The 17,535-nt window shown below is 72.5% G+C and carries 13 protein-coding genes; 10 read left to right on the top strand and 3 right to left on the bottom strand.

The window, feature by feature from the left end; translation table 11 throughout:
* Positions 1-5: 5 nt before the first annotated feature.
* From CLV43_RS19255 to CLV43_RS19225, 7 genes are all read left to right on the top strand, one after another.
* Complete coding sequence (locus CLV43_RS19255; protein WP_106188587.1) at positions 6-6,641, top strand: non-ribosomal peptide synthetase; 6,636 nt, start codon at positions 6-8, stop codon at positions 6,639-6,641.
* Positions 6,638-7,636 (top strand): beta-ketoacyl-[acyl-carrier-protein] synthase family protein, encoded by a 999-nt coding sequence (locus tag CLV43_RS19250; protein ID WP_245886685.1) that lies wholly within the window; start codon positions 6,638-6,640, stop codon positions 7,634-7,636. The genes CLV43_RS19255 and CLV43_RS19250 overlap by 4 nt, the downstream gene beginning before the upstream one ends.
* 8 nt (positions 7,637-7,644) lie before the next feature.
* Positions 7,645-7,899 carry an acyl carrier protein gene (locus tag CLV43_RS19245; RefSeq protein WP_106188586.1) on the top strand — a complete coding sequence of 85 codons (255 nt, stop codon included), beginning with the start codon at positions 7,645-7,647 and terminating at the stop codon, positions 7,897-7,899.
* Position 7,900: 1 nt separating this feature from the next.
* Positions 7,901-8,989: an acyl-CoA dehydrogenase family protein gene (locus CLV43_RS19240; protein WP_106188585.1), complete on the top strand. Its 1,089-nt coding sequence runs from the start codon at positions 7,901-7,903 to the stop codon at positions 8,987-8,989.
* The gene (locus CLV43_RS19235) at positions 8,986-10,017 is read left to right on the top strand and encodes an HAD-IIIC family phosphatase (protein ID WP_106188584.1); all 1,032 of its coding nucleotides are present in this window, start codon (positions 8,986-8,988) and stop codon (positions 10,015-10,017) included. The genes CLV43_RS19240 and CLV43_RS19235 overlap by 4 nt, the downstream gene beginning before the upstream one ends.
* A gap of 25 nt (positions 10,018-10,042) precedes the next feature.
* On the top strand, positions 10,043-10,960 hold the full coding sequence (locus tag CLV43_RS19230; RefSeq protein ID WP_106188583.1) for a 3-hydroxyacyl-CoA dehydrogenase family protein: 918 nt from the start codon (positions 10,043-10,045) through the stop codon (positions 10,958-10,960).
* An 89-nt stretch (positions 10,961-11,049) separates the two neighbouring features.
* Complete coding sequence (locus CLV43_RS19225) at positions 11,050-12,042, top strand: aldo/keto reductase (RefSeq protein ID WP_106188582.1); 993 nt, start codon at positions 11,050-11,052, stop codon at positions 12,040-12,042.
* A gap of 31 nt (positions 12,043-12,073) precedes the next feature.
* Here CLV43_RS19225 and CLV43_RS19220 read toward each other — a convergent pair whose 3' ends face one another.
* Positions 12,074-13,324, bottom strand: coding sequence for a sensor histidine kinase (locus tag CLV43_RS19220; protein ID WP_106188581.1), 1,251 nt, complete (start codon positions 13,322-13,324; stop codon positions 12,074-12,076).
* Positions 13,325-13,487: 163 nt separating this feature from the next.
* Between CLV43_RS19220 and CLV43_RS19215 the strand changes: the two genes are divergently transcribed.
* Together CLV43_RS19215 and CLV43_RS19210 are read left to right on the top strand one after the other, a co-directional pair.
* The gene (locus CLV43_RS19215; RefSeq protein WP_245886683.1) at positions 13,488-13,856 is read left to right on the top strand and encodes a PadR family transcriptional regulator; all 369 of its coding nucleotides are present in this window, start codon (positions 13,488-13,490) and stop codon (positions 13,854-13,856) included.
* Positions 13,853-14,815 (top strand): hypothetical protein, encoded by a 963-nt coding sequence (locus tag CLV43_RS19210; protein WP_146174808.1) that lies wholly within the window; start codon positions 13,853-13,855, stop codon positions 14,813-14,815. The genes CLV43_RS19215 and CLV43_RS19210 overlap by 4 nt, the downstream gene beginning before the upstream one ends.
* A 29-nt stretch (positions 14,816-14,844) precedes the next feature.
* Here CLV43_RS19210 and CLV43_RS19205 read toward each other — a convergent pair whose 3' ends face one another.
* Positions 14,845-16,245: a zinc-binding dehydrogenase gene (locus CLV43_RS19205; protein WP_106188579.1), complete on the bottom strand. Its 1,401-nt coding sequence runs from the start codon at positions 16,243-16,245 to the stop codon at positions 14,845-14,847.
* Between the two features lie 213 nt (positions 16,246-16,458).
* Here CLV43_RS19205 and CLV43_RS19200 point away from each other — a divergent pair, with 213 nt between their 5' ends.
* The gene (locus CLV43_RS19200; RefSeq protein ID WP_106188578.1) at positions 16,459-17,112 is read left to right on the top strand and encodes a TetR/AcrR family transcriptional regulator; all 654 of its coding nucleotides are present in this window, start codon (positions 16,459-16,461) and stop codon (positions 17,110-17,112) included.
* A gap of 30 nt (positions 17,113-17,142) precedes the next feature.
* Here CLV43_RS19200 and rpmB read toward each other — a convergent pair whose 3' ends face one another.
* Complete coding sequence (gene rpmB / locus CLV43_RS19195; RefSeq protein WP_211304418.1) at positions 17,143-17,454, bottom strand: 50S ribosomal protein L28; 312 nt, start codon at positions 17,452-17,454, stop codon at positions 17,143-17,145.
* Positions 17,455-17,535 lie beyond the last annotated feature (81 nt).

The following is a 17,535-nucleotide window of genomic DNA, read 5'->3' as shown; positions in this document are numbered from 1 at the left end:
GGGGGATGGACACCGAGGCGATTGCCGTCGTCGGGGCGGCGTTCGCGCTGCCGGGCGGCGTGCGCACCTTCGACGCGCTGCACGACGCGCTGGCCGCCGGGCAGGACGCGATCCGCCCACCGGGGCGCGAGCGAGCGGTCAACGCGGGCGGTCGGTCCGATGTGGACTACGTGCCGCGGGGCTACCTGGACCGGGTCGACCTGTTCGACCACCGGTTCTTCGGCCTGTCGCGCGGGGAGAGCGACCTGCTGGACCCGCACCAGCGGATCACCCTGCACCTGGTCCACGAGGCGCTGGAGCACGCCGGCCACGCCCCGTCCGCTCTGCGAGGCACGGACACGGCGGTGATCATCAGCGCACCCGAACCGTCCTACGCCGACCTGTACACCGGTGAGGACTCCCGGCAGATCCTCGGTTCGCTGCCCGCGGCCGCGGCGGCCAGGATCGCCCACTTCTTCGACTTCACCGGACCGGCGCTGGTGGTGGACACCGCCTGCAGCGGCAGCCTGACCGCGGTCGCGCTGGCGGTGGAGCAGCTGCGGGCGGGTCGGACGGGACTGGCCGTGTGCGGCGGTCTCACCGTGGAGTCCGTGCTGGTGCCCGCCCGCGACCACGACCCGGTGCCGGGGGTCATGTCCGCCTCCGGCGTGTGCCGCCCGTTCGACGCGGCCGCCGACGGGACGGTGGGCGGCGAGGGCGGCGGGTTCGTCGTGCTGAAACGACTTTCGGAGGCCTTGGCCGACCAGGACAACGTGCTCGCGGTGCTCCGCGGCGTGGCGGTCAACCAGAACGGCGCCCGCGCGGTGGGCATGAGCGCGCCGAGCTCGTCCGCGCAAGCCGAGGTGATCCGCGCGGCCCAACAGCAGGCGGGCGTCGCCCCGGAGACCATCGGCTACGTGGAGGCCCATGGTTCGGGCACACCGCTCGGTGACGTGGTCGAGGTGGCCGGGCTGGCCGAGGCGTTCCCCGACGGCGTGCCCGCGATCGGCTCGGTGAAGGCGAACTTCGGCCACCTCGACCACGCCGCCGGGATCACCGGGCTGCTCAAGGTGATCTGCGCGCTGCGCCGCGGGATCCGTTATCCCACCGTGCACTTCGACCACGTCAACCCGTCGTTCTCCGCACCCGTCGTGGTGCTGACCGAACCGCGGGACTGGCCGGAGGACGGACGACCGCGGCGGGCGGGCCTGAGCTCCTTCGGGCTCACCGGGACGAACGTGCACGTGGTGGTCGAACAGGCACCGGTGCGACCTGCCGCGCCTGACGACGGCGAGCCGCGACTGGTCACCGTCTCGGCTAAGACACAGGCGGCGCTGGGCGAGTACCTGCGGGCGTTGGCGGACTTCACCGAGCGCACCGGGCACACGCTGGCGCAGATCGCCGCGACGGTGAACGAGGGTCGCGACGACCACCCCCATCGCCGGGCCTTCGTGGTGCGCGACGTCGGCGAGCTCACCGACGCGCTGCGGCAGGCCGTGCCCGCGGAGCAGCCGTCACCCGCACAGGCGCCGTTGGTGCTGCTGTTCTCCGGCGACGGCGAGCACTGGGCGCGGCAGGTGGAGCTGCACCGGCTGGTGCGGTCGCTCGGGCTCGACGACACCAGGATGGTCGGCAGCGGCACCGGCAACCTGGCGGTGCGGCTGGTGCGCGGTCGGATCACCCCGGACGAGGCCGAGTCGTCCGCCGCGGGGCTGTCGGCGGAGGTCGACGCCGACGGCCTGCGCCGGGCGGCGCGCGGGTTCGTCGCGGACGGCGCGGTGCTGCTGGAGATGGGGGAGGACGGTGTCCTCGCCAGGGAGATCGCGGCGCTGGAGCCCGGCCTGCCGATCGTGCGGCTGCTCGGAGACCGCGGACCGCTCGGCGCCGTGGCCGACCTCTACGAGCTCGGCGTGGACGTCGACTGGTCCGCCCACCACGCCACCTCGCGGCCACCGTGGATCGAGGCGCCGACCTACCCGTTCCAGCCGGTTCCGTGCTGGGTCCCGCACGCCGAGCCCGCCGGGGAACCGCGGCGGGCCACCGGGAACCTCGAAGAGGCCGTGGCTGCGATCTGGACCCGCGTGCTCAGGGCCACCGGCATCGGACCGGACTCCGACTACTTCGACCTCGGCGGCACCTCGATCGCCGGTATCAGCCTGATCCGCGAGCTCGAGGCCGAGCTGGGGGTCCGGCTGGGATTCACCGAGCTGTACGGGCACCGCACGGTCCGGGCGCTCGCTGCACTGATCGCCCAACGGCGGGGAACCGCGCCGGAGGACTGGACGATCCCGGTGCTGCCGCGCGGAGGACGGCTCCCGGTCTCGGTCGGACAGGAGCAGCTCTGGTACCTCGACCGGCTCAAGCCGGGGACGGCGCTCTACAACATCCCCGTCGACCTGCGCTACCGCGGCCCGCTGGACCGGGAGGCGATGCGCGGGGCGCTCGCCGACCTGTCCGTCCGGCACGAGGTCATGCGCACGAGGATCGTGGCCGACGAGAACGGCCGTCCGCACGCGCTGGCCGACGTGCCGCCACTGGACCTCCGGGTCGTCGACATGACGTCGGCGGGCGAGCGGGAACTGGCGGAGGCCGTGCGGCGGGAAGGGGCCAGGCCGTTCGACCTCTGCGCGGGGCCGCTGGTGCGGGCCGTGCTGTTCGCACTGGGCGAGCACGACCACCAGCTCCTGTGCACCTTCCACCACATCGCCTTCGACGGCTGGTCGCCCAGGCTGTTCCTGCGCGACCTCGCCGAGCTCTACGCCGCACGGGTCTCCGGAAGGGCACCGGTGCTGCCCGAGCTGCCGATCCAGTACCCGGACTTCGCGGGTTGGCAGCACTCCTGGCTGGAGGAGGGGCGCCGCGCGCGGGCGCTGGACTTCTGGCGGACGCGGCTGGCGGGCCTGCCGCGCCTGGAACTGCCGCTGGACCGCCCCCGGCCCCCTGTCGAGTCCCACGCGGGCGCGTTGTTCGGCTTCACCCTGGAACGCGAGCACGCCCAACGCCTGCGCGAGTTCAGCGCGGCGGCCGGGGTGACCACGTTCGTGACCATGCTGGCCGTGTTCGACGTCCTGCTGAACCGCTGGGCCAGGCACGAGGACGTGGTGGTCGGAGCGGCCACGACCGGCCGGGTCAACCCGGCGACCCACGAGCTCATCGGCTACTTCAACAACCTGCTGCCGTTCCGCACCGGGCTCGCTGGCAGGCCGGGCTTCCGCGAGGTGGTCCGGCGGTGCGCCGAGACCGTCGCGGGCGTGCTCGACCACGAGGAGCTGCCCTTCGCCGACATCGTGGCCGACCTGCGCCCGCAGCGGGACCCGTCGCGCCACCCGCTGTTCACCGTGGCCTACACCCACCAGAACACCGAGACGCATTCGGCCGACCTGCCCGGACTGGAGGCCAACACCCCGGAGGAGGGCGGGTACGGCATCGTCTCCGGGACCTCGAAGTTCGACCTCACCCTCGGTCTGTCCGATCAGGACGGTGGCCCGATGCGGTGCTACCTCGAGTACGCCACCGACCTGTTCGACGAGTCCACCATGCTCGCCGTTTCCGAGCTGTACGAGCGGATCGTGGTCGAGGTGCTGGACCACCCGGACCGGCCGTTGGACGAGCTCGCGCACGTGGACCACCGGCCGGTCCTGGCACCCCGCGTCGGGATGGCCTGGGACGCGGTCGCCGACGGGGCACTGGTGCACGACCTCGTGCTGGAGCAAGCCGTGCGCCGACCGGACCGGCTCGCGGTGGTCGATCGCGACGGTGGCCACACCTACCGCGAGATCGTCGCCGCGGCGGCGGCCTTGTCCCGCAGGCTGGTCGCCGCTGGCGCCGGGCCCGAGGTCGCGGTGCCCGTGATCGCGGGCCGGGGAGCGGGACTGGTCATCGCCTGGCTCGGCGTGCTCGGCGCCGGGGCCGCCTTCGCGCCCATCGACCCGGCCGTGCCCACCGCGCGACGGCACGGGATCATCGAATCGCTCGACCCGCCGGTGGTGGTCGCGGACGCCGGTATCGACGCCGGGGCAAGGCCGGTGCTGGTCCCCGGCGAATCCGCCGACGCGCGGCCGTTCCCCGGCGGTGCGACCGACCGCAACCTGGCTTATGTGGTGCACACCTCCGGGTCCACCGGACGCCCGCACGGCTGCGGCGTCGAGCACCGGAGCCTGCTCACCCTCCTGCGCCGGTACGGCGAGGCCGTCGGGCTGTCCGACCACGACCGGGTGGCCCAGTTCTACGCCCCCGGCTTCGACGGCGCGATCATGGAGGTGCTGTCCGCGCTGGTGCACGGCGCCACCCTGCACGTCGTCCCCGACGTGCTGAGCACGCCCGTCGACCTGGCCCGCTCGTTGACCGGGGACGGCATCACCGTGGCGGCCATGCCCACCGCGCTGGCGGAACTCCTCGTCGCCGAACGGCCGCACCTCCCCGGGCTCCGGGTGCTCGGGGCGGGCGGTGACCGGCTGCGCGCCCGGCCCCCGGCGGACGCCCCGTACCGGATGCTGAACCTGTACGGCCCCACCGAGTGCACGGTCCTCACCGTGTACGGCCCGGTGGCCGCCACGGGCGCGGAGCTGCCGGACATCGGCCGTCCGCTCGCCGGGACGACCGCCCACGTGCTCGACTCCCGTGCGGAGCCGGTGCCCGCCGGCGCGGTGGGGGAGCTGTACCTCGGCGGCGTCCAGGTCGGCCGCGGTTACCACGCCATGCCGGGGCTGACGGCCGCGCGGTACGTGCCGGACCCGTTCGGTGCCGAGGGCGCCCGGATGTACCGCACCGGGGACCTCGTGTCGGTCCGCCCGGACGGCACGCTCGCCTTCCACGGCCGCGTGGACGACCAGCTGTCCATCCGCGGGCACCGGGTGGAACCGGCCGAGGTGGAACGGGTGCTGACCGCCCACCCCGGAGTGGGGGAGTCCGCGGTGGTCGCCGACGGGCGCGGCGCCGCCGTACCGCGGCTGGTGGCCCACGTCGCCGGTGACGCACTTCCGGACGACGGGCGGCTGCTCGCGGCACTCGGCGCGCAGCTGCCGCGCCACCTCGTGCCCGCCCGGATCGTGCGGCACCGCACGTTGCCGAGGACTGTCAACGGAAAACTCGACCGCGCCGCGCTGACCACCCACCAGGGAGACCCGATGAGCACGCCCACCGACACCGAACGGGTCCTCCACGGGATCTGGGCCGATCTCCTCGGCCGCGAGTCCATCGGCCCCGACGAGGACTTCTTCCGCATCGGCGGCGACTCCATCCTGAGCGTGGGGGTCGCGGCCCGCGCGGCGGGGGCGGGGGTGTCGGTGTCCGCGCAGGACGTGCTGCGGTACCCGACCCTCCGCAAGCTGGCCGCCGTCGCATCACCCGCCGTGCCACCCGCGGCGCCAGTGGACAGCGGGCCGATCCCGCTCACGCCGCTCATGCTGGAGCTGCTGGACGCGGCCGAGCCGGTCTCGCCGGGCGCGCCCGACTTCGTGGTGTCGGAGGTGCTGGAGGCCGCACCGGGTGTGCGCCCGGACCGGCTGCGGGCCGCCTTCGCCGAACTGCTCCGGGTGCAGGAGCCGTTGCGCTACCGCTTCCGCCGCAACCGCCTCGGGTGGCGCATCGAGACCGCCGAGGCGGGTTCGGAGTCCATCATGGACACCAAGGTCCTGCCGCTGATGGACCACGACGAGGAACTGGCGGTGCTCACCGCCGACGCCGCCGAGCTGGTCGGTGACCTCGACCTCGCGCGTGGGCCGCTGCTGCGGGCCCGCTACTACGACCGGGGCGCCAGCCGTTCCGCGTTGGTGCTGCTGGTGATCCACCACTTCGTCCACGACGAGATCTCCACCGTGCCGCTGCTAGAGGACCTCAACGAGGCGTTGACCGGTACCGGTGGCGGTACCGTGCCGGCACGCCCAGCTGCGTGGCGGGACTGGTCCCGGCTGCTGAACGGCCTGGCGCAGAGCGACGAACTCGCGGGTGAGTGCGACTACTGGACGAGCGTGCTGCGCCAGGGCGTCACCGGGACGCCACCCGCGAGTGCGGACGGTGATCCGGGGGTCGTCGCGAGGATGGTGGAGGGCGAGCGCCTGGCGGCGCTGCTCTCGGCGTCGGGGCCGTCCAGCCGGGAGGCCGCGCTGTGCGCGGTGGCCTGCGGCTGGTCCCGCTGGCGCGGCGAACCGGGCGCCTACCTGTCGACCATCGGCCACGGCGTCCCGACCCCGTTCCGGCCGGAGGACCGGTCGCGCTCGGTCGGCTGGTTCACCAACGCGTTCCCGGTGCACCTGCCGGTCGACCCGGCGACCAACGCCGCGGACGCGCTGCCCGAGGTCACCGACGTGCTGCGCTCGGTGCCGAACGACGGTGTCGGCTACGGCATGTTGCGCAGGCTGAGCCCGTCGACGCCCGCGGTGCGGGAGCTGCGTTCGCTGGCCGAGCCGATGGGGCTGGTGGAGCACACGGCCAGCGGGATGCACCCGATCGGGCTCGGTGGACCGCTGTCGATCCGGTCGATGCCGATCCCGTTGCCGCTGCCGAGCCTGCTGGAGCTGCACCCGCTGCTGCTGTCCACCGGCGTGGTCGACGGGCGGACGGAGATCCGCATCGTCCACAGTGGACGAGTCAGTGCGAAGGAGGCCGAGGTGCTCGCCGACCGGATCGCCGAGGCCTTCGCCGAACTGGGCGCGGGAACGTGACCGCGGCACTGGCGGTGCGCGCGGTCACCGACTTCTGGCCGGACCGGGCGACGGCGCTGGCCGACCTGCCGGAACTGGCGGAGCTGTCGGAGGACCGACGGCAGACCTGCCTCGGGCTGGGGATCGACCGGGTCCGCGCGGATCCGCGGTACGACGCGGTGGAACTGGCGGCGAGCGCGGCCGGGAAGCTGCTGGCGGAGACCGGCGCGACCCCCGGCGCCCTGCTGGTGATCGGCTCGCGCGCGCCCGAGCGGCTGATGAGCTCGGAGGCCACCAGGCTGCAGGCGCTGCTCGGCCTCACCGACGCGCTCACCTTCTCGGTGGGCGGCCTCGGCTGCGTCTCGCTCACCCCGGCCCTGCTCACCGCGCGCGGGTTGCTGGCCGCCGATCCAGGGCTGGAGCAGGTGCTGGTCGTGCACGGGAGCAAGCCGCCCACGCCGCGGCGGTACCGGCACCCGGTCACCGTCAGCGGTGACGGCGGGCAGGCGGTGCTGCTGTCCAGGACCGGGCCCGTGCGGGTGCTCGACGTGGTGCAGGCCACCAACGGCCACTACTGGGACCTGTACACGGTGGACTTCCGCGACCGGGCACCGGAGGACTGGAGCGAGGAGTGCGCCGACCTGCGCCGGTACTCGTTCCAGCTCGCGCTGGAGGGCCGGACGCGCCTGCGCGAGATGTACCGCGAACTGCTGGACCGCAACGGGATGACCGCCGCCGACGTGACCTGCCACGTCAGCCAGAACCTGTCGGCCGGGGCGTTCCGGTTCACCGAGGAGGCGCTCGGCGTCCGGCTCTCGCCCGTCTGCGCGAGGAACCTCGCGTCGTACGGCCACCTCGGCCCCAACGACGTCCTGCTCAACCTGTACACCGCCATCGCCGAGGGAGACCTGCCCGCGGGGTCGCGCGCGGTGGTGTTCAACGCCAGCCCGGTCGCGGCCTGGAGCCTGTTGCTCGTCGAACACGGCGGCGGCGAAGCGGAAACGCACTACCTGTAGGAGGAACGATGCGGAACGGTCTCCCGGCCGACGAGGTGCGCGGCCAGCTGCTGGAGTTCGTGACCTCGCTGGTCGATGCCGAGCCCGACCCCGACGAGGACTACTTCGAGCGGGGACTGGTCAACTCGCTGGCCGCGCTGGAGCTGGTGACGTTCGTGGAGCACCGGTTCGGGATCACCGTGCGGGCGGAGGACCTGGACCTGGACAACTTCCGCACGGTGAACCGGCTGACCGGGTTCGTGCTCGTCAAGACGGCGGGCTGAGGTGCGACCCGCCGAGTTCGACGCCGCGGGCTGGGACGAGGGCGGTGCGCTGCCCGCGGAGGTGCGCGACGCCGTCGCGCGGGCGGGGTGGTTCGGCGTCGACCTGCCCACCGAGCACGGCGGTCGCGGCGGTTCCCAGGCGGAGCTGGGCGAGCTGTGCGCCGAGATCGGCGCCGTGTGCAGTTCGGTCCGCGCGCTGGTCACCGTGCAGGGCATGGTGTCCGCCGCGATCGCCCGCTGGGGCACCGACGAGCAGCGTTCCACCTGGTTGCCCGCGCTGGCCGCCGGGGAGCACCTGGCCGGGTTCGCCGCGACCGAGTCGGGCGCGGGCACCGAACTGTCCGCTGTGGACACCCGCTTCGAGCGCACCGGTGGCGAGATCACCGTGACGGGCGAGAAGCGCTGGGTCACGTTCGGCCAGGAGGCCACCGTGTTCCTGGTGCTGGGCAAGCTCGACGGCCGCCTGGCCGCCGTGCTGGTGGAGAAGGGGGCGGGGGTGAGCACCGATCCCGTGCGCGGACAGCTCGGCCTGCGCGCGGCGATGGTCGCGCACGTCCGCTTCGACGGGGTGCGGGTGCCGGTGGGGAACCTGGTGGCCTCACCCGGTTTCGGCCTGTCCCACGTGATCGCGACCGCGTTGGACCACGGCCGCTTCACCGTCGCGTGGGGCTGTGCCGGGATGGCCGCCGCCTGCGTCGCGGACGTGGCAGACCACACCGTGCGCCGGCGCCAGGACGCCGTTCCGCTGGCCGCGCACCAGCTGGTGCGCTCGATGCTGGCCCGGATGGCGGTGGACGCCACCGCGGCGCGTGAGCTGTGCCTGTCCGCGGCCCGTGCCCGCGACGCCGGGGAGCCCGGTGCGGTCGCCGGCACGGTCATGGCGAAGTACGCGGCCGCGCGGGCCGCCGCCTCGGCGAGCCAGGACGCCGTGCAGCTGCTCGGATCCGCCGGGTGCGCGTCGGACAGTCGCGTCGGCAGGTTCTTCCGCGACGCCAAGGTCATGCAGATCATCGAGGGCTCCGACCAGGTGTCCGAACTGCACATAGCCGATCACCTGCTGCGCGAGCACAGGGTTGGGGGGAAGGCATGACCGGGCCGGTGAAGTGCCTCGTCTGGGATCTCGACGACACCCTGTGGCGAGGGGTGGTGCTGGAAGGCGACCGGGCCGCGCCGTTCCCGGACGCGGTCAGGACGCTGCGGGAGCTCGACCGGCGCGGCATCCTGCACGCGGTCGCCAGCCGCGGTGACGAGGCCACGGCCGTCGCGCACCTCGACCGCCTCGGCCTGCGGGACCTCTTCACGGTGGTGCGGGTCGGCTGGGGCGCCAAGTCCGCCTCGGTCCGCCGCACCGCGGACCTGCTGAACCTCGGCCTGGACAGCTTCGCGTTCGTCGACAACGACCCGGTCGAACGGGCCGAGGTCGTCGCGGCGCTGCCGGACGTCCGGGCGTACGCCGCCGAGGAGGTGGGCTCGCTCCCGGACCGGGCGGAGTTCCGGCCGGTGACCCGAACCGCGGAGTCGGCCCAGCGCAGGCAGCTCTACCAGGTGGAAGCGGGCAGGCGGGCGGCCGAGCAGGAGCACGACGGCACCGCACCGGAGTTCCTGGCGTCGCTCGACCTCACCATGGCGATCCGCCGCGCCACCGCGGGTGACCTGGCCAGGGCCCACGAGCTCACCGTGCGCACCCACCAGCTCAACACCACCGGCCTCACCTTCGACGAGGACGACCTGCGCGAGCTTTCCGCCTCACCCGACCACGAGGTGCTGGTCGCCGAGCTGACCGACAGGTTCGGCCCGTACGGCGTCATCGGGCTGGCCGTGACCGAGCGGGACGCCACGAGCACCACGATCAAACTACTGCTCACCTCCTGCCGCGTGGCATCGCGCGGTGCCGGAGCGGCGCTGATCGAACAGGTCGTGCGCCGGTCGCTGGCGGCGGGGCTGCGGCCGATGGCGGAGTTCGTGCCCACGCCGGTCAACCGGATCATGCTCGTCACGCTGCGGTTCAGCGGTTTCGAGGCGGAGCGCGACGACGGTGACCGGGTGCTGCTCGTGCACCGGGGCGAGCCGGTGTCGCGTTCCCGGCACATCCGGGTGCTCACCGATGCCGTCCGCTGACCGAAACGCAGGGGAGGAACCGGAGATGGAGAACTACGCGGTGCTCGGCGGCGGGACGATGGGCTGCGGTGTGGCGCAGTGCCTCGCCGCCGCGGGGCACACCGTGGCGGTGTTCGAGCCCTCCGCCGCCGCGCGCGAAGCCGGGCCGCGCCGCGTGCGGGACGGGGTGCGCCTGGCCCGGATGCTGCGCCGCACCGACGCCGACCCGGACGAGGTGCTGGGCCGCATCCGGTGGACCGACCGCTGGGACCTGTTGGGGTCACCGGGTTTCGTGGTCGAGTGCGTGCCGGAACGACTGCCGCTCAAGGAACAGGTGCTGCGTGCGGCCGACGAGCGCAGCGCGCCCGGCGCCGTGCTCGCCTCCTGCACGTCGGCGATCCCGATCGACCACCTCGCCCGCTGGATCCGCGACCCCGGCCGGATGATCGGCACCCACTTCATGAACCCCGCCCCGCTCAAGGACACCGTCGAGGTGGCCTGCGGCCCCCGCACCCTCCCGGACACCCTGCGCCGCACCACGGAACTGCTCGGTCGCCTCGGCAAGCAGGCCATCGTGGTCGGTGACGGACCGGGGTTCGTGTCCAACCGGGTGCTGATGCTCACCATCAACGAGGCGGCCGCCGTGCTGGCGCAGGGAACCGCCGACGCCGCCACCGTGGACGCGGTGTTCGAACGGTGCTTCGGGCACCGCATGGGACCGCTGCGCACCGCAGACCTGATCGGCCTGGACACCATCGTCGACACCCTGGCCGTGCTGCTGGAGTTCACCGGCGACCCCCGGTTCCGGCCGACCCCGCTGCTCGCCGAACTGGTGTCGGACGGGCGCCTCGGCGAGAAGACCGGCCACGGGTTCCACGTCTCGACGCGCGGCTTCGGTGTGGGCCACGGCGGCCGCGGGCCCACCGCCGCGATGCCCGCCGTCGGGGGCGCTTCTCGGGCTTGACCTGGAGCGCGCTCCAAGTCGTAGTGTCGCTGGCGTTCGTCATCCCTGGAAGTACGGCCCGGTCCACCGGGCAGGAGGAGCGTCCGCGCATGATCACCCGAACCACGCTCGGCTCGCCCGGTCTCACCGTCAGCGCGATGGGCCTGGGGTGCATGGGGATGAGCGAGAGCTACGGCGCCGCCGACTGGGACGGCGGCTTGGCCACCATCGACCGGGCACTGGACCTGGGTATCACGTTCCTGGACACCGCCGACGCCTACGGCACCGGGCACAACGAGGTGCTGGTGGGTCGGGCCGTCCACGGCCGCCGGGACCAGGTGCAGCTGGCCACCAAGTTCGGCATCGACCGCAGCGGCGGCGACCGGGAACGCCGCATCCGCGGCGCCCGGAACTACGTGCTGCGCGCCTGCGACGCCTCGCTGCTGCGGCTGGGCGTCGAGGTGATCGACCTGTACTACGCCCACCGCCCGCCCCAGGACGTCGAGATCGAGGAGACCGTCGGCGCGATGGCCGAGCTGGTCGAGGCGGGCAAGGTCCGCCATCTGGGCCTGTCCGAGGTCGACGGCGGGCTGCTGCGCCGGGCGCACGCGGTGCACCCGATCACCGCGGTGCAGAGCGAGTACTCGTTGTGGACCCGCGACGTCGAGTCGGTCACCCCGGTGATGGCCGAGCTGGGGGTCGGGCTGGTGCCGTACTCGCCGCTGGGGCGGGGGTTCCTGACCGGCGCCGTGGACCGCTCCGCGTTGGGGGAGAAGGACTTCCGGCGCACCAACCCCCGGTTCGCCGGTGAGGCGGGCGAGACCAACGAGAAGATCGCGCGGACCGTGCGCGAGGTGGCCGACCGGCTGGGTGCCACCCCCGCCCAGGTGGCGCTGGCCTGGGTGTACGCCCAGGCCGAGCGGCTCGGAGTGGCGGTGGCGGCCATTCCGGGCACCCGCAGCCCGGTCCGGCTGGAGCAGAACGCGGCCGCGCTGGAACTCACCCTGGACGCCGAGGCGCTGGCCGCGCTGGACCCGCTGAGCGACCAGGTGGTGGGCGAGCGCTACGCCCCCGTGCACACCGCCGAGGTCGCTCGGGGTTAGCCGGTGGGCGCTCGGTTCCTCGCGCCCCGGTTCAGGACGGGTTCGCCCTGCTCTCCGCCAAAGGGGTGCCCAGGAAGGTCGAGATGGGGATGCGGGCCTGGACCTCCCAGCCCGCACCAGGGCGGGCGCCCGCGGTGAACGTGCCGCCGAGCAGTTCGACGCGCTCGCGCATGCCGACGAGCCCGTAGCCGCCGGACCCGCCGATGGGGGCCTGTCCGGCACCGCTGCCGTTGTCGGCGACGCGGAGGTGGATCACGCCTTCCCGCGTCGACACGGACACGTCGACCCGCGTCACGTCCGCGGCGTGCTTGCGGGAGTTGGTCAGCGACTCCTGCACGAGGCGCAGCACCGACCGCTCGAACTTCGGCGGCACCTGCTCGACCAGGTCGAGCTCCAGGTGCACCGGGAGGCCGGACTCCTCGGTGACGGTGCGGATGTCGGCGGTGAGGTCGCTCGTCGGGTCGGCCGACCCGGACCCCGCCGGTTCCGAGCCGCGCAGCGTGCCGACGAGCGTGCGCATGGCGGCCAGTGCTTCCGTGCCGCTGCTGGTGATCACCGGCAGGACCTCGCGGGCCGCGTCCGGGTTGAGGTCCAGCACCGCTTCGGCGGCCTGCGAGTGCACGACGATGGTCGTCACGTAGTGCGCGACCACGTCGTGCAGGTCGCGCGCCAACGCCATCCGCTCGGAGCGCTGAGCGGCCAGCACCTCCGCCTCCACCGACCGCCTGCGCTCCCGGTCGCGGAGCCGGAGGTACAGGCCGAGGCCGACCGAGGCGACCAGGAGGATTCCGCCTATCGTGACGGCGATGCCCGGGGCCGGCTCGTAGACGCGGACCGCGCCTCCGACCTCCTTCCGGTAGTTCGGCCGGATCGACCACGCCGACGCGGTCCCGACCAGCACCACGGCCAGGCCGATCACGGCTCGCGACGTCGACGCCTCGCGAACCAGGACGGCGATCAGCGCCATCACCGCGACGACCTCGGTGACCAGTAGTTTGATGTCCACCGGCGGGGAGATGAGCACATCTCCCAGCCTGATCAGGACCGAGCCGATCGGTAGCGCCGCCGCCGCGACGAGAGCCGCGGTGAACGAGCGCCGCGATGCCAGCGCCGTGATCGCGCACAGCATGGCGACAGCGGCCAACTGCCACAGCCTGGCGCCGATGTGCGAAGTGTTCAGCCCCCGCAGGCCGGCCTCCGCGCCGAGCAGGAGGAGCAGGGCGAAGGTCAGCGGTCCCGGACTTCCGACCACGGTCCGCCAGACGCGGTTCGGGCTCTCCACGTGGGCAGCGTAGATCCGGCGGGACCGGCATCGCGTCAGCCTCCGGGAGGGGTGTCACATCAGCCTGGGGGCTGACGCGATGCCGGTCCCACCGCATGTCCGGGGTGACAGTCCACCGCTGTGTTGCTAGTCTGAAAAAAGACTAGTCCGGAATACTCACTAGGTGAACGGTGGACGAGTGGTGTCGGGAGCTGATCCGTCGGCGAGCTGGCTGCGCGGAACGCTGGAACTGGCGGTGGCGGCCGTGCTCGCCGAAGCGGACCTGCACGGGTACGCGGTGGTGCAGCGGCTCGCCGAACTCGGCCTCGGGACAGTGCGCGGCGGTGCGCTCTACCCGGTTCTCGGCCGGATGGAGACCGCGGGTCTCGTGGAGGCCGAGTGGGTCGCCGGACAAGGCGGCCCCGGCCGCAAGACCTACCGGCTCACCCCGGCGGGACGGGCCCGGCTGGACCAGGAGGCCGGGCTCTGGCGGGACTTCTCCGCCGCGATGGACAGGCTGCTCACGGTGCGAAAGGACGGGACGGGACGATGACCACCACCCTGTGGAGCGACCGAGCACGTTGGGAACTGGCCTTACTGGGCGTGGACGCCGCCCTCGCCGACGAGGTGCTGGCCGAGGTTCGGGAGCACTGCGCCGACAGCGGTGAACGACCGGAGCAGGCGTTCGGCGAGCCGGCGGACTTCGCCGCGGGGATAGCGGCGGACCGGATGCCGTTGGCCGACCGCGCGAATCGTGACCGCAGTGGCACCACGGTGTTCGAAGCGTGGTCCGCCGTGATGGCCAGTGCCGCACTTGTGACGATCCTGGCAGGTGCCGCCTTGTGGCTGTGGAACGGGCTTCTCGTCCCGCTCACACCCGCGGGCCTTGCCGGGATCCCGATCCTGTACGCCGCGCTGCTGTGCCTGTTGTACGCGGTCGTCGTCGCACGGCCGCTCGGCAAACCCCGGACCGTGGTGCCCGCTGGGATCGCGACAGCCGTGCTGGTGGTCCTGGCGGCGTGCGCGTTCGTCCTGCTGCCACGTGAGGCCGTCGCCTCGATGCCCGCGCCCGTGCTCCTCGCCGCCGGTGTGCTGCTGGCCTGGTGGGCCTTCGCCCGCAGGTCGACCACCCGCGTGATCGCGGGGGTCGAGGGGGCGGGGGAGTGGTTGGTCGAGCTCCGCGGCCTGCTGGAAGGCCGTCACGACGTGGCGCGCGACCGCGCCGACGACCTGGTTCGGGAGACCGCGCAGCACCTGCGGGCCTGCGGTCGCCCGCCGCGGGAGGAGTTCGGGCCGGTCGACGAGTACGCCGTGACGCTGGCCCACCAGCACCCCGCAGCCCCGGTGTGGTGGCGGCGCGAGACAACCCGCCGCTGGCTGCTCGTCGGTCTCGCCGCCGGCTTCGTCGCCTCGGCCGTGTTCGGTGGTCAGCCGACGTGGTACGTCGTCATCGCGGTGGCACTGCTGATCGGGTCCGGTTGGCTGCTGGCCCGTGGGCTGCGGGGAGCGTGACCGCGCGAGTGCGCCGGTCAGCGTCGCGATCATGCCTCCGCCACGTCCAGGAGAACTTTGCCGACCGCTCCTTGCTCGACCGCGTCCTGCGCCGCCGCGGCTTCCGCGAGGGGGAAGTGGTGGATCGGGAGCCCGGCGTCCTCGCCGACGCGGAAGCCCCCGGTGGCGATGGCCGTCGTCACGTCGCCCGTCGCCCGCGCCAGTGCCTCGGCGTGCAGGGTGTACAGGACGAGGTACTGGTACCGGAGGTTCTTGAAGTAGGTCTCCAGCAGGGGCACCGAGTACTCGTCGCCGCCGTGCTTGGCGTAGATCGACACGGTGCCACCGGTTTTCAGAACAGCGAGGTCCAGTGCGTTGTTCTGGGCCGGAGCGACCTCCACCACCACGTCCACTCCGTCGGGTGCGGCCGCGCGTATCGCGCTCTCGGCGTCGCCTTGCCGGTAGTTGACGACGTGATGGGCACCGGCGGCTTTGGCCAACGCCTCCTTCCTCGCCGAACTCACCGTGGTGACAACGGTCGCGCCCGACCAGCGCGCCAACTGGACCGCGGCGTTGCCCACCGCGCCCGCACCGCCCTGCACCAGGACCGTCAGTCCGGCCATCGCACCTGGCCCGAGATGCGAGGGGCCGCCATCGTGCACCGTCAGAGCACGATGCGCGGTCAGTGCCGGCACCCCGATGGAGGCGCCGACGTCGAAACTCACCCCGTCGGGTAGGGGAACGACGTGGCTGGTCGGTTGCACCACGTACTCAGCCGCTGTGCCGTAAGGCTTCTGGTGCTGGGCGAGGATCAGCCAGACGCGGTCGCCGACCGCGACATCGGCCACCTGCGGCCCCACCGCGTCGACGACACCGGCACCGTCCTGGCCCGGCGTCACCTCGTCGAACGACAGCGGTCGGACGCGGAATCGCCAATCGGTGGGGTTGACCCCGGCACGCATCAGGCGGACCCGCACTTCGCCCGGTCCGGGCTCGGGAACGTCGCGCTCGGCCAGCGACAGGACGTCGGAGGTGCCGGGGCGGGTGTAGACGATGGCTCGCAAGCGAGGCTCCTGATCAGAGGTTGGGGTTGGGCTTGCCGTTGCTGCCTCGGGTGGCACCGCGTAGTTGATCGCCCCCATTCGGGCCAGTTCGGCGGCCGTGCAGGGCTTGGCGAGGAGCAGGTACTCCATCGCCTTGGCGGGGAACATGTGCAAGGGCACCAGCGCACCTCCGCCGTCACCCGGAACCGTGTCGAAACCGAAGATCTTCTGCAGGTCCATGTGCACGTCCGCCACCACCGCGTGTTCCCTGGCGACGATCAGGTCGCAGCCGAACATGATGCTCTGGCCGAACCCGACGCAGTCCCCGTTGACCCTGGCGATCACCGGCTTCTCCATCTCGGCCAGCGTTTGCCGAGTCAGCCGTACACCCTGGAACCCCTTCCACATCCAGTCCGGGAAGTAGCTCCACCTCGACCGACTCGTAACCGACGGACGTCCCCATGTGGCACCTCCTCACCTGCGGATTTCTCCAGTGTCGAACGCCCAGGGGCCCTGGTACCGGTCGTTCAGCGATGTGGAAGAAACTGTTCCACATCGCGGTGACCGTACCGCGGCCCGACAGAAGATGGAAGTATTACTTCCAGATGCTAGGGTCGGGGCATGGATGCGAAGCCGCTACGACGGGACGCGGTGGAAAGTCGTGCTCGGATCATCAGCGCCGCGCGCGTGGTCTTCGCCGAGCACGGTTGCGAGGTGCCGCTGTCCGAGGTCGCCGCCGCCGCAGGAGTCGGTGTGGCAACGCTTTCGCGTCACTTCGACCGCGCGCAGCTCGTCCAAGCCGTCATCGAACAGCGTCTGCAGGAGCACGTGAACACCGCTGACGACGCGCTCGCGTTGGCGCCCGAAGAAGCGGTCATCGCTTACGTTCGGGGTCTGTGCGCTCGCGGGCTCGTCGATCGCAGCCTGATCCGGACGTTCACGCTCCCGCTGCCGGACTCGCCGATCGCGGGTCGTTTGCGGCGTCAGCTCCGGCAGCGGCAACTGAAGCTCATCAAGGCCGGGCAGGATGCGGGTGTGCTGAGGGCGGGCGTGGTGCCCGAAGATCTTCTTCTTGTGCTCCTGGCTGTGCAGAGCAGCATGGAGAACACGACCAGAGGCGCCGCGTGGCAGCGCACTCTGGCCATCCTCCTCGCCGGACTGTCCGATACCGCCGCGGATCACGAGCTGCCGAGCCCTCCTCGGCTGGACGACCTGGCCCACCTTGCCGGCGGGCCGCGACCGGGCCGACGGCCCAGCTCGGTCTCGAAGTCCTGACGCCAAGCCGCAGGCGGTGGTCCACCAGCGCTACGAGGTGCGGCGCTGGACCTTTCCGGCCTTCAGGCACGCCGTGCAGACCTTGAGCTTGACCGGCGTGCCGTTGATGGTGGTCTTCACGGACTGGATGTTCGGCCGGAACATCCGCGCCGAGCGCCCGAACACCCGTCGCCTCTGGGCGTTGCGCCCCAGTCGGGCCACGTGGTTGCCGAAGCTCGGTTCCTTGCCGCACACGTCACAACGTTGTGACGTCAGCGTTCTCGTAACGGCACGCCCCGGTGCGTTCAAGCGGTTTACGGCCTGCGCGGGACGTGTCGGTCGCCGCGATCCGGTCCTGCTCATCGACACCGTCCACTTCGGACATCCGCACACCGGAATGGGACGTCGAAGTGTGGGTGCTCAAGCGGCCGAGCGCCTCGCAGC

The organism is Umezawaea tangerina, from assembly GCF_003002815.1.
Classification (GTDB): Bacteria; Actinomycetota; Actinomycetes; order Mycobacteriales; family Pseudonocardiaceae; genus Umezawaea; species Umezawaea tangerina.
Note: the sequence above shows the minus strand (reverse complement) of the source record. Positions and strands in the feature narration are given on the sequence as shown.

Coding starts and splice junctions, on each gene's coding strand:
- CLV43_RS19255 (WP_106188587.1), top strand. CDS start 6: ATGGACACCGAGGCGATTGCCGTCGTCGGGGCGGCGTTCGCGCTGCCG.
- CLV43_RS19245 (WP_106188586.1), top strand. CDS start 7,645: ATGCGGAACGGTCTCCCGGCCGACGAGGTGCGCGGCCAGCTGCTGGAG.
- CLV43_RS19230 (WP_106188583.1), top strand. CDS start 10,043: ATGGAGAACTACGCGGTGCTCGGCGGCGGGACGATGGGCTGCGGTGTG.
- CLV43_RS19200 (WP_106188578.1), top strand. CDS start 16,459: ATGGATGCGAAGCCGCTACGACGGGACGCGGTGGAAAGTCGTGCTCGG.
- CLV43_RS19235 (WP_106188584.1), top strand. CDS start 8,986: ATGACCGGGCCGGTGAAGTGCCTCGTCTGGGATCTCGACGACACCCTG.
- CLV43_RS19210 (WP_146174808.1), top strand. CDS start 13,853: ATGACCACCACCCTGTGGAGCGACCGAGCACGTTGGGAACTGGCCTTA.
- CLV43_RS19225 (WP_106188582.1), top strand. CDS start 11,050: ATGATCACCCGAACCACGCTCGGCTCGCCCGGTCTCACCGTCAGCGCG.
- CLV43_RS19205 (WP_106188579.1), bottom strand. CDS start 16,245: ATGTGGAAGGGGTTCCAGGGTGTACGGCTGACTCGGCAAACGCTGGCC.
- rpmB (WP_211304418.1), bottom strand. CDS start 17,454: ATGAGCAGGACCGGATCGCGGCGACCGACACGTCCCGCGCAGGCCGTA.